The sequence below is a fragment of the Paucilactobacillus vaccinostercus DSM 20634 genome, assembly GCF_001436295.1.
Lineage (GTDB): Bacteria > Bacillota > Bacilli > Lactobacillales > Lactobacillaceae > Paucilactobacillus > Paucilactobacillus vaccinostercus.
The window spans coordinates 40,460-56,605 of the sequence record NZ_AYYY01000061.1; the positions used below are offsets into that span (position 1 = coordinate 40,460).

Genomic DNA, 16,146 nt, shown 5'->3' on the forward strand with positions numbered 1-16,146 from the left:
AGCCAGATTAATTACGGGCTTATTTGTTAGCAGTTTAGGGTAACGATCCCTAGCAAATTCGGCTATTTTTGTAATCAAAAACAGGTGTAGTCTATTATTGGGACTCACCTGTTTTAATTCGCGTTTTAATTACGGGGCAACAAATTACTCAATAGATCTAGTAGACCAACGGTAGCACTTGGAAAAGCGAAAATTTGTTGTTGCAACATGGTAGCAGTGTAATGACCATTGATGATTAAGGTCAGTAAGTTGATCAAGTCATCGCTATCATCGGCATATAGACTAGCACCAACTAAATAGCCGGCCTGATCAAAGACTAAGGTAGCTTCAGCGTCAAGGGTCCGTTTGTACTGAAACGCAAGCTGTTTACCGAATGGTAAGACTTGAGTGTGATAAGTGTTTGGATGTGCTTGAGCCTCAGTTACTGTAACCCCAACTTCGGCTAAACGTGGCATTGTGAAAACGACGCTTGGAATTACCGGATATGAAATAGGCGCGGCGTTACCGAGAATAGCTTGAGCGATGTAGTTTGATTCAAACGTGGCTGTTGGTGTCAACTTAGCCTGAGGCTTGTCGATCACATCACCGCTGGCGTAAATATTTGGTACGGTCGTTTGTAGGTGATCGTTAACAACGATACCGCGTTTAGAGGCTTGGATGCCTAATGATTCAAGTCCGAGATCTTCTATGTTGGCTACGCGGCCGGTAGCGCCTAGGATGTAGTCACAATCTAGTATTAGGCCCTTAGCCGTCGTAACGGTGATCCCTTTTTCATTTTTGACCACCTCATTAACTGCTTCGTTGAAGTGGAACTGCACGCCTTGTGCTTGAAGTTTGGTCCGTAAGCGCGCAACGTAGGTTTGATTGAATGGGGCTAACGTTTTATCGCTGAATTCTACAATGTGAACGGTTTTGCCCATGGTAGCGGCCATAGCAGCGAATTCCATTGCGATAATACCGGCACCAATGAAGACTAGACGTTCGGGCATATCTGGCAGGTCAAGGAATTCACGGCTATCATGAATGTATTCAGCGCCTGGAATATCCAAGGTCGCGGGTCGTTGACCAGTACCTAACACAATATAGTCGCTGGTGTATGTGTGGTCGTCAACGGTGACGGTATGGGCATCTACCAATTTTGCCGTACCGGTGAGCATGGTGACACCAAGCTGGTTAAGGAGAGTTGTCATTGTTGGTGCAAGGGGATCGATCACTTGGTGTTTGTAGGTCATTAAGTCTGACCAGTGAATATCTGGCGCCTTGTCAACGCCAGCACCAGTGAAACGTTCGAGCTGTTCGATCAATTGGAATGGGCCATCTAGAGCGATCTTGGCGTCACAGCCATAGTTTGTACAGGTGCCACCGACAAGATCTTTTTCAATGATCGCGACATGTTTGCCTTGTTGAGCCAAGGCTACGGCTCCGTGCCAAGTTGCGTGGCCAGAGCCAATCATCATTACATCATAATCCATATCATTACCTCCATGTTTTTTAATCGTGCACGACTAATCAGGTGAAAGAAAACCGCTCATCCTTCCATAGCGGCGATTAACTTCTGATTCAACGTGAGGGCCTGTTCGTAGTCCTCTGCGGTAAGATGATATTTTCCTAGGCATTCGGCCAGTGCGGACTGGATCGATGTTTCACTGTCCTTGGCGTGGGTGGTCAGGCTGACAATTAAACGACGCTTATCGTCTGCGGGATGGATTCGTTGCACCCAGCCGCGTTCTTCTAGGCGCTTGACCAACGGTGTCAGGGTGTTGGAGTTGAGTTTCAGTTCTGAGCCTAGTTCGCGTAATTCTCGGTGATCATGGTTCCATAACACAGTAAGTAGTAAGTATTGTGGATAGGTTAAACCGTAAGCTGCTAAGGCATCTTGATAGAACTTGTTGAATAAACGGTTAACATTATAGACGCTAAAACATAGCTGGTTTGCCAGATTAACATGTGTGGTCATAGATTTCTCCTTATTAGTCGTGCACGATTAAAATGAGTATAACGCATTGAATGGCTAATTGGCAAGGGGTGATTGATCAGATAGGAATAGTCAAAAAAAGACGTTGCATGCTTGCAACATCCTTTTAGCCATTTGTATTACCAATTAAAATTTAATTCATTTTGAACTAGGGAAATTACGATTGATGTAACCACACAGTCATTTGGCCTTCTTCTCGATTTGCCCATGCATAGTAAGGAATCAGTTTTAGATGTGATTTCTTTACTACTTTTTCTTTGTCAAAGGTGTAGAGCTCATCAGTTGAACTATTTTTTTCTAGTTTTTTAACATCGTTAGTTTCTAAGACACCAACTCCGTCCAATAAATTATCTTGGAACTCGTACTTGAATGCAGGTTTTGAATCGAGTTTGTATAACCAGAGAGGGCTTGCATTATCTGATTCTTCAGCACAATAAACAATAGGGCCTCGTTGAACAGCAACTTTACCAACATTGTCCTTAACGAGAGTACTGGTACTGATTAAATGTGCTGCCATATTGAATTGAACTGATATTTCAACTGTTTCATCTTCGATAGGAAGATATAGGATTTGATCGATTAAATCAGTTTTTACTGATTTTCCGGCAATGGTAACTTCATATGAATTGAGTGTCCAGCTTGGAATCCGAATTCCAAATTTGAATTGAGTCTTGTTGGGATTAGAAATTGTATATTTAATGTTGCCATCCCATGGATAATTACTGTCTAGCTTAATTTCAATGCCGTTTTCAAAGCTGGTGTTGTTAGCAATAAATTGATGAGAAAGAATGGTATGATCCTTTACTTCGTACAAATATTTATCGACGGAGGCAATGAGACGTGTAATATTTGAGGGACAACAAGCACATGCAAACCATGACGAGCGCCGTGTATTAATATGATTTTTACCTTGGTTGCCACGACTAGCTTTAGGATCTGCCTCTAGTGGATTGACGTAAAAGTAGTGTTTACCATCGAGCGCAATGCCACTTAAAGCGCCATTAAATAGTTCTTTTTCTATAATATCGCCATATTGCCCATCCATGTGTGTTTCTAGCATTTGTTTGGCAAAAAATACCATTGCAACGGAAGCACAGGTTTCCCCATAGTCAGTATCATTTGGTAAATCGTAATCGTATGTGAATGCTTCGCCATGGGTGGTCTGACCGACATTACCGGTGATATATAACTGTTTCTTAATAATATCTTGCCATAGTCGGTCTGCGGCGTCTTTTAGTTCCTTGTCGTTGGTTAAACGTGCAACATGAGCTAAGCCGGTACAGAAATAAAGAACTCGAACTGCATGACCATGAGCATCTGTTTGTTCAGTGACAGGTTTGTCTGCGAAATAGTAACGATTTCCAATCGTCCCTAAACCAGGGAAGAAGTCGCGATCGATGCCATCGGCTTTGTTTTGTTTTTCAAAGAATTCAGTATCTTGGCCACGTTGTTTAATAAAATATTGTGCAAGATCTAAATACTTTTGTTCATGAGTTGCTTCATACAACCGTGCAAGTGCAAGTTCAATTTCGGGATGACCAGGGATGCCAGGAATCTTATCCTCAGTGGTACCAAAATGATTATCAATGCAATCGGCCATTTTTTTAGCAATATCCAATGCTTTTTGGTTACCCGTGACAGAATAGTAAGCAACACCTGCTTCAATATAATGCCCCATTGAATACAATTCATGAGACTGCTGAAGTCGTTTGAACTTTCTTTCGGGCATTTCGATTTGGAACATGGTTGATAAGTAGCCATCATCTTCCTGTGCATCAGCAATTAGATCAACAACTGAATCGGCTTCTTTTTGTAATTTAGCGCTAGGAGCATAGTTTAAGACATAGGCTGCAGATTCTAGCCATTTATAGACGTCAGTATCTTGAAAATCCATTCCAAAAAACTCACCATCCACTTGACCGGCTGCAATTTTTAAATTGGCAATTGCGTGACTTTTATCAGCTGAACCGCCAGCTGCAAAGGGGTCATTGGTTACTTCGACTTCGTTGTTGTCATTAATCATATCCCATTGAAATGGAATTGAATCATTTGCCATCAGATCACGGTATCGCTTCCAAAAATTTGAAGTAATGTTTGAGTGATTTAATTTTAAATTTTGATCTTGCATTGAGTAAATTCTCCTTTATTTAACGTGTTTAATCCAAAGAATAAATAGTATACCAATAATGGTTGTTGCAATTGATCCAGTAAATACTATCGAGTAGCTACCAGTTGCCGTGACAATCATCGATGTTGCTGCGGGAGCAATCATTTGACCGGCGGTGTTTGTCAGGTTGCCAAAACCAACATATTTTCCAGTAGTATCATTTATACGTGCTGTTTCAGGAATAACATCAATATTCAGTGCCATATCCACAGCAAGATAAATCCCATATCCTAAACCAGCTAGTACGACATAACCAATTACTCCATTTACTGATTTAAATAGTAGTGCAGAAACTGCACCAAACATCATAAATAATCCGCCAAATGCGACTGGAATTTTACGAGCTTTTAAGTGGTCTGAAAGAGGACCAGAAAAAGCAAGGCCAATCAGAGAAACAACGAGGGTGAACATAGACAATTTATTCATTGCTCGGGCAGCAGCTAAAGTCGAAAGATTGAGATGATTTTCAAGAATGTAAAGAAGATATTGAGCGATCATTGTATAGCTGGTCACCATAAGAAATCGGCCGGCGCAAGCTTTATAGAAATCGTGGGCTCCCTTTATGCTAGGTGGTAGTAACGTTGAAATTACATCTAAAACCGATTCATTTTCTGCAGATGCTGTACCTTTAGAGGATTTTTCCCGAGGGGTGATAAGCAAAACGATTAGACCGGATGTGGCGATTAAAATTCCACCTACGATAAAGCCAACGCTTTGATAAGACTGACCAAGGAAGTAAGAGCTGATAAATTGTCCTACTGGGGCCCCAACGGCAGTTGCACCAAATCCAGCTGAAAGTGTGCCTCGAACATTTTTGGGTGCTCGATCAGCTAAAAATGCGTACATTGGGGTTTGGATAGCATTTTGGCCCAGCGTGTTGAAAATATATGCGAATGTCAGGCTGGTCGTTGATTCAAAAATTCCCAGTGAATATAGTCCAATACCAGCGACAAATGAACCACAGAAAATCCAAGGGGTTCGTTTACCAAAACGAGACTTAGTTTTATCCGAAAGTGTTCCCCAGATATATCCGACAAATAATGATACAAGTGATGTAACTGATGTAATAACACCATAAGCAGCAGTCGGATTGGCGATGCCGACATCTTTAATATGTTGTGGTAATAGGACACCACCATTTAATGTAAATGCGGCATTGTTTAAAACACCAAAAATAACAAAAGCAATTAAGAAGCGCCATACTAAAGATTTAGGCCATGGTTTTCCGGTTTCTGGGGAGATTGAATCTGGATCAACAGTTGGTGTGGGTCCGGCAGCCATTCCTGCTGGACTAAAAAATTTCCAATTTTTCTTAAACACAGTTTCACCTTCAAATTTTTATAGTAGTCAGAAAACGTTTTCTATGTATCCTATGATGGCGCTTTCTAAAAGTGAAAAAAACTGTTAAAATATAAAAAATAGTATATTTTTTTGACATTTCGATAATTAGTTCACTAATTTTTATAATTATTTACAGTGCGAATTAGCATTATAAATACTGATATATAAGTATTTAAGGCGGCTAATCTGAATGGACAATTTTATATATAGTATACTATATGTTATTTTAGGTATATATTTTTGACTTTGATTAAAAGATAAAGGTGGATAATATTATGGATTATTACACGTTTGATATCGATAATACAGTTACCTTCATGGTTGGAGGTGTATTTACTGCACAAAAAGGATGGAAACATAGTCCCCGGTATCATCATGGAGATTACGAACTTATCATTTGCACGCAGGGGCCACTCTATATAAAACTAGTTGATACTGAATATACTTTAAATACTAATGACATATTATTCGTCCCACCCTACAAATTGATGGCTGGAACTAGATTATCACCTGGAAATGTTGAATTTTATTGGCTACACTTTATTCTTCCTGAAAATATGAAAGTATTTGAAAATACTAACTTAGAATCTTTGGCAATTGACAGACAGAACCCGAAGGTCTTTGTAATTCCGCGACAATTTCGATTTACTAATCTGGATCATCTAATCGTTTTGATTCATCAATTATTAAATAGTGATGTGCAAAATGTTTATGATAGAAAAATTGCTAACTACTTTTCGACAATGATTTTAATGGAAATCAGTAAATCGACACTTAATCAGCTTACATATGAAACTAGTGATATTGAAAGAATTGATCGATTGAAAGAGTGGATCAGAGCAAATCTCTATAAGTCACCAAGTGTTGTTGATATGGCGGAGGAAGTGCAGCTTAATCCACAGTATTTATCGAGATTGTTTAAAAAAGTCACAGGGGTACCACCTAAAAAATATTTATTGCAACTGAAGATACAAACTGCACAGGCGTTGCTAGTCCGAACGAATCTTTCCATCAAAGAAATATCAGCCGGTTCATATTTTGAAAATGAAAAATTATTTATGCGACAGTTTAAACAATTTTGTGGAATGACCCCCAGTAAGTATCGGGCCCAGTTTGATGAAATTTATCATAATAATCAAATTATCAGTCCAGTACTACCGATTCCAGAAGAGATTACGAAACATTTAAACGATGTACCAGATTTTGGAAGAATTCCTAAAAATAAATAAAATAAGGTCCTCAAGAATTTTCTTGAGGACCTTATTACAGTGGTTAGTTACCAAGACTAATATGATATAAGCGGGCCATTTTTGATTGGTTGAACGTGAATTTTATAGTATTTTTATGAGCCTTTTAGTGTCAATTTAAAAGGGATTAAGATCAATGATCTTTTAATGTTCAAGAAAAAATTTATGAGGAATTAATTTTTTTACATCGCGTCGAAATTTAAATTAATTCACAAATTACCTAGTGATAGCATACCTACAATTAATAGATTCTCAACAAAAATATAATGATGAAATGAAGTTATCCTGCATGAAATCGAATGCGTTTAATTTGATGGAAATCTGAAAATTTCTTACCGTATTTAGTGGTACTAGCTTATTTTGATTTGAAAAAATATAAGCTATATTTTGTGATGATACGGTTAGCTTTAGCATAATTCATGATTTGCATTTTATATTAACCAATTAATTACTATTCGGTAACCGTTTTAACTATTTAGTCAATTTCATTGATGAATTAGCTAATATATTGGAAATTAATAGATAATTGAAGTGTCTAACCCCTTTTCTAACAATGATACAACTTTACCAACATCGAAACCAAAATCAACTTTAGGATTATTTAAGAACGTGTTTGTAAAAGTATTTCGATATTTAAGTGGAGTTAAATTAACATAGTGCTTAAAAATTCTAAAGAAGTATTTATAGTCATTAAAAGCACATTTATCAGCAATTTCACTAATGGACCAGTCCGTTGTTAGTAGAAAATATCTTGCAAAGTCCACCCGAGATTTATTGATGTAGTCTTTAACAGTGATGCCAGTTGTCCGTTTAAATAATCGTGAAAGGTAGTCCTGTGAAATATTAAACTGGTCAGCAATTTCGCTGATTTTAAAGTCGTCAAATATACTAGCATTGATCCAGTCTTCAATTTGTTTGACGCGTCCTTCATCGTAAGGCTTTTGATTGATTCCATGCAAATAATCGGTTGAAATTTCACTCACCAGGAGTGTAGTTACATAGTCTTCGCTGACGACTCTTGACTCACTATGTGTGATATCGAGTAATTGAGATGCTAGAGCAATTATTTTTTCTGGTCGATTAAGCTGAAAAAAGCGTGGCAATACTGACGTATATTCTGCAAGTTGCGTAGGATATGTTTTTGTATAATTTAAAGAAGACTGATTCAAAAAGTGTAACCAAATGAAGGAGGCCGATTTTTCCGCGGGTTTCGTGCCAATGATTGTTTCACCTGGGAAAACGGATAAACAACTTCCTGGTTTAAGAATAAATACTTGTCCCTGAACAGATAGGTTAGTTTCGTTGGAAGTTCCAATAAGCAGTTCTGTGTCTTTCTTTCTAGTTGATCGAGCATGTTGCCACCCAACACCATAAGTAAATTGACCACTTTGTATAAAATGAAGTGGCCGTATTAAGTCGTAGGTTCCGTAAAGCATGGCAATACCTCCTTATAAATAAGACGAAAAAGTCCACTTTTTAACAGAATTGATGAGTTTTCTTAAATAAATTAAACGCTTACAATTCGTTTTGTAAGATCTTACATAATAAAAAACTAGAAGGACAATGAAATGGGACGGTTAACTTTTGAAAAAATTTCCGAAGAATTACCACTTCTTAAAAAATTAAACTATGAAAATGATGAAATAGTTTTTGATTTTGGAACAAGTACTGCTAAGCATAAACGAGCTGGCAATTCATTTTACCAACTCGGCGATGTTGAAATCGCCTTACGATCATTAGACAACTATGAAAATTGGTCATTTTTTAATACAAAAGATGATCAAAAACTTAACGAGCTACCCCTAACGTTGCACCGTGAGTGGTCCCAAGTAGGAAGTGGTGTGTCGTTTTCAGTTAAAATTAAAAACGATACAAAAGAGAGTTACGAAATTGGTGGTTTAGGTTTTGCAATGATCTTTAATCAGATATTTACAGACAATACTTTGGATGAAAGCCATAATAATTGTGTATTTGTTGAGCCTTATATTGGAAAGAATGCGGGGTATTTACAAGCATCTCGTTTAAATGGTCAATCACCATCGTTGCTAGTTATACCGGATAAGGATACACAATTTGAAGCATACCGACCATTAACGGATGATGCAACGACTAAAGATGTGCATTTTGAAGGTTTTTATGAGTGGACCGTATTCTCAAAGGCGTATTATAGAACAATTTGGAATTCTAAACAACAGTGGAACCAAGCGACTTCTACGTTTATCAAACCGGGTGAAACATTAACTTATTCATTACGATTCATCGCAATGTCAGATGCTCAAGCAACTGAGAACACACTAATAGAAAATGGATTACCAACGGTATCAGCAATTCCAGGGTACGTGATTCATGGAAATGAAACGGGACAATTGTATATTCAAAGTGCGTCCACTGTAAAATCCATTGAAGTTACTCCGCATCAGGCTATAACTATAACAGAACGAGAAATGAATAAAGAATATGTTCTGCATAGAAGTAATAATTTCTTTGGCCCAGTGCGTCTGACGATTGAATATCAAAACGGTCAAAAGCAGGTTGTCAATTATTTTGTAACCGCTTCACCAATCAAAAGTGTTACCAAATTATCTGATTTTCACATGCAGTATCAGTGGCTTGATCAATCTGATTTGTATGGACGAGAGCATTCGTTTATCACTTTTGATAGAGATACTAATCAAAAGGTTTTATCGGAGGAACGCTCATATATATCGGGTGTTTCTGATGAGGCCGGTGCTGGTCCTAACCTTTTGATGGCTGTGAAAAACGAATTAATGCCAGATCGTAAACAGATTCAGTTTTTAGAAAAATATGTCGATGATGTCTTATGGGGGAATTTGCAGAATAGTGATTATAGTATTAAGGCAAGCTTATACTATAACGATAATCATTCGATTTATAGCTGGAATAAAACACGTAGTGAAGAAACTTGGCGGGCATATAATTATCCACACCAAGCAGCTATTTACTGGTCGTTATACCGACTTGCTCGTAATTACGCTGGTTTAGTCACGGCACATTCGTGGAATTGGTACTTGCGTCAAGCCTATAAGACAGTCCTAGCGATGAAACGTTTTTGTGGTAAGTCAGCGTTTTTACAGTTAGAGCAATATGGATTGATGGTAGGAAGTGTTCATAGACTAATATTAGAAAGTTTGAAAGAGGAAGGTTGGCAAGAGGAACGGCTTAAATTTGAAGATTACATGCACTACCGTTACGAAATTTGGTCAAAATTACAGTATCCATATGGTAGTGAAATGCCGTGGGATTCGACCGGCCAGGAAGAAGTGTATACATGGTGTACATACTTTGGTGATACGAACAAAGCAAATCAAACAGTTCAAGCAATTCTGGCATATACTCCATTGATTCCACATTGGGGATATAACGGTGCCGCTAGGCGGTACTTTGACTCTTTTGTGTACGGTAAATTATTCAAAATAACCCGTGAATTCGATCATTACGGTGCTAGCTTGAATGCAATCCCAATTTTAGATGATTATAAGCGACGACATTCGGATGATTTACGAGAATTGAGTATCGGCTACGCTGCATCCACGAGTCCATTAACATCAATTGATCAAGATGGCTTTGGCGCAATGGCATTTTTAACAGACCCTACATTAATGAGGTTTGAGCCGTATACATCAGACTATGGGCAGGCTTTTTATGGTTATGCACATGATGCCGGCCAATACGCATTTTTAGATGATCAAAAAGGATGGATTTCGTTTGGAGGTCAGTTAAGTCAAACGAAAGATTCAGTGATTTATCAGCCAACGGACGCATTTAGGAAACGGTTATTTGTGCATACGGCGTTTTCAGATTTTGAAATCAAGTCGGAAACAATGCCAATTAAGCAGATAATTTATCATCTTCGAGATCAACAAATTACAGTAATTTTTGCACAATCTGAAATTTATCCAATTAAGAATCGTCTAAGATTGTCTGATAATCTTGTGCCAATCACGCAAAATGATATTAACCGTGGTGCGTATGAATTTGATCTGACAGAACAACAAGTAGTTTTAAAACTTAAATAAAAAATTGTGATTTTGATGAGGAGGATCCAGTAAATGGATACACAAAAAAAACATGATGGGTGGAATGAATACAGAAATCGAAAGATTTACACCCCAAGAGGCAAGATTGGAATTCTTCGTTCAACTGGTTATGGGATGTATAGTTTCATAGGATCAGCAGTTGGTTTAATTTGTTATGGATATATCTCGTTTTTTTATACATCATTTTGTGGTTTAACACCAATGCAAGTAGCGTTTTTACTGGTTTTTGGCCGGATATTAGCTTCAGGTGTTGCACTATGGATTGGTCACTTTTCTGATTCACTGTATCGGTTTAAATTTGGTCGAAAATATGGTCGACGACATTTTTTTATTCTTGCCACAATTCCATTTTTTATTTACGCAATGTTTATTCCGATTGCAGGTCTCAATTTTTGGTACTACTTTATTACGTACTCAGTTTTATTGGCATTCTTCAACACTATTCATTTACCATGGACAACAATTCCAAGTGAAATGACGGATCAGTTTGAAGTACGAACGAAAATGGGGACAGTTAGAGCAGTTGTAGCCGCATTGCTTAACACAATTGCTGCTTTTGTTGTTGCACGAGTACTGGGAGCATGGCCAAAAGATGATCCTAAAATCTATCTGTATTTGCAAATTGGTTTATCAATTGTTGGTATTATCTTTGCCTTAATCACGTATTACACGACTTGGGAGCACTTTGTTACTAAAAATGAAGCTGCGCTAATGGAGCTAGATCAAAAACAAGGAAGTAATATTTCAGCATCCAGATGGCAAAATTTCAAAGCAACTTTTAAAGAATTTCAGGAAATTTTTAAAATTAAAACTTTCCGTAAACATTTATTTATTGATGGTGCAGACCAAATGGCAGGAAATTTAAACGGACTAATTTTAACTTATTTTATTGTGAATGTTTTAGGATTAAATCCGTCCGTTACTGCTTATCTATCGTCACTGAGCACCTTTATTGGAATCTTCATCATGATTGTAGCAGGGTACGTAATCAATAAATATGCCCCAAGATATATGTATGGAATTGCATATGGGATGGCTTTAATCGCTTGCACAGGTTTTGGTATATTAGGATTTGTGATGCCTGGTCACTTGGTAACCTGGTTGTTAGTTGCTCAAACGTTCTATATCTTTGGTGGTCAGCTATATGGCTTCTTGCCAGGAACGGTCTTCCCATCACTTCCGGTTTTGGATACATTATTAACAGGTAAGAGTCGGGCAGGAACCTTCTCATCACTTGCCGGTTTGTTTGAGCAGGGTGGGTTTGTCATCACTAACTTGCTCGGTGAAGGCGTTTTGCAGTTATCTGGTTTTAAAAGTAGTACAAGTGGAGCGGCTGATCAATCTCCAACTGTTAAACTTGTTTTAACGCTAATGATTAGTGTTGGTGTTGGTATTTTCTTCTTAATTGCCATGTATAATGGACTTACTTTTAAGGCAGATAAGACTAAACTTGATTTAATCGGACAAGAGGTTAAACGTTTACAAGATGGTGGAGTGAAGGCTGATGCCTCAGCTGAGGTGAAGGCAGTTACATGGGAATTGACTGGAACGGACTATGATAAAATTACCGGCTGGAAATAAGAATCGCCTGCAGTACCTAATGGATGATTTTGAAAATGATAAACACAAAAAATTTTAAATTATGGTAAAATAAATAGCAGAAATCAAAAAGCATTGTTTCCATTTATAAGTTGCGAGAATCAAGAAATTAAATGATGTACTTGATTTTTGAAAAATTTCTAAAATCAAGCAAAATAAGACTGATCAAAAACATTTGTTTTTGATCAGTCTCTATTTTGCTTTCTGATACTATGGTGTTAGTTGGAAAGTTACTTTCTATTGTTTAGCTATGAAATAATAAGGGATTTATAAATCGAAATATTTATCATTCATAGATTATGATCAAAATACTTTGTTCACTCTTATTACAATATTTATATTAGTTACCAAGACTAATATGATATAAGCGGGCCATTTTTGATTGGTTGAACGTGAATTTTATAGTATTTTCGTAAGATTTGAAGTGTGCATTCAGATCAGAAATAGGAGCGGGATATATTTGTGTAACCTCTTTTATTGTTCCATATTGTTCTAGCGAAAGTTCGTGGGTGACTTCGCTGCCTACGCCGTGCCAGACGGCCAAGTATAGCTCACTATTATTTGCTAGGCCAAAACTGTACCATTCGTCGTCTAGGTGTCCGAGACCATCGGGCCAAATTGGTAGCAGAGTTGGGATTTTTTCTCGATAGGTTTTATAGACGCGAATTCCTTCAACGACTAGGTTAAGTCGTTTGTCGTCGATATGATTTAAGAGGCCACTTTGATGAATTCTAACTAGCATTGCATTAATCATATTAAAGATAACTTCTTCAGAATCACCATTTTGAAGCGGATAAGACCAAATGGCGCACTGTTCAGGTGTTACTACGGAAGAGCCAACGGCTGCGATATTTCCGTTTCGCACATAGTCAGTTTGATCGGTCATTGATTGAATACTATGTCTTTGGAGCATTGCATAATCATGCCGCATACCGCCGCTTCCGCAGTTTTCGATCACTAATTCTGGGTATTCTTCAAAGATATGATCCAACCATTTTAAATAGGCTCGATTATGGTTTAAAAGACCATCGCCAAAGCTATCAGAGTTCTGCTCGGTACCAATGCCGGTCGTGATGTTGTAGTCCATTTTGATGTAACCAACACCATATTCCTCAATTAAACGTTTCATAATTTTATCGGCAAATGAGCGGACGTCGGGATTATTAAAATCTAAATGATATCGGTCACAATCAATAATTCGTTTACCATGACGTTTAAAAAACCAACTGTCTGGTAACTGATTTGCTAGGGGTGAATGAATACCAATAACTTCAATTTCTAACCATAATCCAGGTGTTAATCCTTTGTCACGAATGTATTGAATTGTTGATTCAATTCCGTTTGGAAACCTCTTTTTTGAGGGTAGCCAGTCACCGACACTATCCCACCAATAACCATCGGAATACCAGCCACAGTCAATGACGAAATAGTCACAACCAGTTTTTGCGGCCGCATCAATTAATGGTCGTTCGGTAGCCTCGGTAGGGTCACCCATTAGACCGTTCATATAATCATTGAATATAACTGGTAATTTCTGATTGTCTTGATTTTTATTGCGAATGAGACGGCGATATTTAGTTATTTCTTGAAGAGCTCGTTCGTAATTGCCGCTTACTTCGCAGAAGGCGGCCGTTGCGGTTGTAAATGATTCTCCTGGTGCTAAATTTTTCCACCAATGATTGTCCAGCTCTTCAGGACCAGATAGACGTAACGATAAAAGTTCACCATTACTACTATCAGTTAATTCATAGTGCCACGCACCGTTATTTTCGATTTGCCAAATAGCAGTCTGATTGGTTACGGTGTTAGTCAGAATACCACTAGGAGAAAATTCTGCACAGGACCAGGATGAATTATTAGTGATATTAATACGTTTTGAAGAGTTCTGTTGGTCATCAATGCGATCCGTTTGGTAGTCTAAACCAGCTTCTTTCAATGTTTGTTTGTGCCACTGTGCTTCGGCTTGCCAATTATTGTGTGGTGTATAAAGAAGATTATCGGTTGCGTAATTCGCCAAAGGATCGCTTCCCTGATTAAGACCTGTTATTGCAAACGATGAGATGTATTCAAGGCCAATGTTTTCGTTACTAATGTTTTCAACTGTTACCCAGCTCCTAATAACAGCTGTTTGGTCAAATAATTGATAATAGTTGGTCACGACTAGCCTTTTTTTAGGATCTTGAGATGTAATTTTTAGTAACTTTCCATTTGTTAGTTGATCAACTTCATGGGTAAGGTAGGTGAGATTGGCACCGGGTGACGTATTTACAAAACTTAGCCCTTTGTGGTGAAAATTATCACCGGTTACTTGTAGTTCAGTAATGACTAGGTGTTCTTTTTGCGCATCGGTTAGGTTGGATAAGTCATTTATATTAACCTGAATTAATGCAATTTTTTTATTATTAAGTATTTCGAATTTTAATTTCGAGTTTGTTGTACTAACACATAGCTCTTTCATATGTTGTTCCTTTCTAGACAGAAAACGATTTCTTACTAAAGACAATTCTATTGATCTTCGTGAAATTGAAAAACTGTTAAAATTATATTTCTGGTTCATTAAATTGACATTGAACAGTGGAATTGCTGAATGGTTTGCTGCTTCGTCGATAATTTTAAACGAACCAATTGACAGGTACCGACAGAGATGGTTTAATGGTTTAAAATAACGAACGGAGATGGTTGAATGGCTGACTTATCAAAAATTAAAGCTGAATTTGCGGCTTCCAGTAACTTTTTGGTGGCACTGGGGGATGAAAAGCGCCAGGCAATTCTGGTGGCTTTAATGGCGGATCGAGCGTGTCAGGGCGTGCGTGTTAGTGAACTGACGGAGGCAACCCAGTTATCACGCCCCGCCATTTCACATCATTTAAAAATTTTGCGGGATGCGAAACTGATTGATTATCGCAGTGAAGGAACCAAGAATTTTTACTACATTGTCCATGAGACAACGGAGATTAATCAATTACAGCAGTTGCTGGGTGACGTGGTGCAAGCTATGACGACGGAGAATCAAAATGACTAAGGTATTAATTGTTGAAACTAACGTGACACGGTATGGTGGTACCGATGATCCGACGGGCTTGTGGCTGGGAGAAGCGGCTGAATTCGTGGAAGAAATGCAACAAGCTGGGATCGACGTCGATTATGTAAGTCCTAAGGGTGGCTTTGTGCCACTCGATCCACGAAGCATGAAGTACACAGATGACGCCATCCTGACGATCTACGAGAACCCTGATTTCATCGAACGTGGGTTAACACACACCATGCGGCCAAGTCAGATCGATCCAGCAAACTATGCGGCGATTTACTATACTGGTGGGCACGGAGTCATGTGGGACTTCCCCGATAATGAGGAATTGCAACAAATCGCACGGCAAATTATGCAGCAGGGTGGTTACGTGACCTCGGTTTGCCATGGTATTGCCGGGCTGCTCAATATTAAGGATGATCAAGGACAGTATGTAATTGCGGGGAAAAAGATTACCGGTTTTACGACGGCCGAAGAAATAATTGCCGGTAAAAAGTCAGTGGTGCCGTTTTTAAATCGAACCGTTGCCGAAGCACATGGGGCACATTTCACGAAAAAAAGATTTTACAGTGAGTATGCGGTTCAAGATGGGCAGTTGATTACTGGTCAAAATCCCTTCTCGGTTCGTGCAGTGGCCAAAATTTTAGTTGAAGCACTGACACATTAAGACAAGAAGCCAGCTTTCCTCATTGGGAGAGCTGGCTTTTAATCTAATTTTGGTTTTAAGTAGA

Annotated in this window: 11 protein-coding genes; 5 read left to right on the forward strand and 6 right to left on the reverse strand. The window is 38.2% G+C overall.

All coding sequences use genetic code 11. The annotated features are described in order from the left end of the window. Window positions 1-125 precede the first annotated feature (125 nt). From FC26_RS09105 to FC26_RS09120, 4 genes are all read right to left on the reverse strand, one after another. The gene (locus FC26_RS09105; RefSeq protein ID WP_057779855.1) at window positions 126-1,472 is read right to left on the reverse strand and encodes a dihydrolipoyl dehydrogenase family protein; all 1,347 of its coding nucleotides are present in this window, start codon (window positions 1,470-1,472) and stop codon (window positions 126-128) included. A 56-nt stretch (window positions 1,473-1,528) separates the two neighbouring features. Further along, window positions 1,529-1,957: a MarR family winged helix-turn-helix transcriptional regulator gene (locus FC26_RS09110; protein ID WP_057779857.1), complete on the reverse strand. Its 429-nt coding sequence runs from the start codon at window positions 1,955-1,957 to the stop codon at window positions 1,529-1,531. 175 nt (window positions 1,958-2,132) lie between these two features. Then, a complete protein-coding gene (locus tag FC26_RS09115; protein WP_057779859.1) occupies window positions 2,133-4,103 on the reverse strand; it encodes a glycoside hydrolase family 127 protein in 1,971 nt (656 codons plus the stop codon). A 15-nt stretch (window positions 4,104-4,118) separates the two neighbouring features. Further along, entirely contained in the window at window positions 4,119-5,462 is a 1,344-nt protein-coding gene (locus FC26_RS09120) for an MFS transporter (RefSeq protein WP_057779862.1), read from the reverse strand. Window positions 5,463-5,758: 296 nt separating this feature from the next. On the opposite strand from FC26_RS09120, the gene FC26_RS09125 reads away from it, so the two are divergent. Further along, complete coding sequence (locus FC26_RS09125; RefSeq protein WP_057779864.1) at window positions 5,759-6,712, forward strand: AraC family transcriptional regulator; 954 nt, start codon at window positions 5,759-5,761, stop codon at window positions 6,710-6,712. Window positions 6,713-7,245: 533 nt separating this feature from the next. Here the strand turns inward: FC26_RS09125 and FC26_RS09130 are convergent. After that, window positions 7,246-8,166: an AraC family transcriptional regulator gene (locus FC26_RS09130; protein ID WP_057779865.1), complete on the reverse strand. Its 921-nt coding sequence runs from the start codon at window positions 8,164-8,166 to the stop codon at window positions 7,246-7,248. Window positions 8,167-8,298: 132 nt separating this feature from the next. Between FC26_RS09130 and FC26_RS09135 the strand changes: the two genes are divergently transcribed. Continuing rightward, window positions 8,299-10,767, forward strand: a complete 2,469-nt coding sequence (locus FC26_RS09135) for a DUF5695 domain-containing protein (RefSeq protein ID WP_057779867.1) — start codon at window positions 8,299-8,301, stop codon at window positions 10,765-10,767. A 33-nt stretch (window positions 10,768-10,800) separates the two neighbouring features. After that, window positions 10,801-12,369, forward strand: a complete 1,569-nt coding sequence (locus tag FC26_RS09140) for an MFS transporter (protein ID WP_057779869.1) — start codon at window positions 10,801-10,803, stop codon at window positions 12,367-12,369. Between the two features lie 358 nt (window positions 12,370-12,727). Here FC26_RS09140 and FC26_RS09145 read toward each other — a convergent pair whose 3' ends face one another. Continuing rightward, window positions 12,728-14,890: a glycoside hydrolase family 36 protein gene (locus tag FC26_RS09145; protein WP_235809499.1), complete on the reverse strand. Its 2,163-nt coding sequence runs from the start codon at window positions 14,888-14,890 to the stop codon at window positions 12,728-12,730. 180 nt (window positions 14,891-15,070) lie between these two features. Here FC26_RS09145 and FC26_RS09150 point away from each other — a divergent pair, with 180 nt between their 5' ends. Continuing rightward, the gene (locus tag FC26_RS09150; protein WP_057779872.1) at window positions 15,071-15,409 is read left to right on the forward strand and encodes an ArsR/SmtB family transcription factor; all 339 of its coding nucleotides are present in this window, start codon (window positions 15,071-15,073) and stop codon (window positions 15,407-15,409) included. Next, window positions 15,402-16,082, forward strand: a complete 681-nt coding sequence (locus FC26_RS09155) for a type 1 glutamine amidotransferase domain-containing protein (RefSeq protein WP_057779874.1) — start codon at window positions 15,402-15,404, stop codon at window positions 16,080-16,082. The genes FC26_RS09150 and FC26_RS09155 overlap by 8 nt, the downstream gene beginning before the upstream one ends. Window positions 16,083-16,146: the final 64 nt, after the last annotated feature.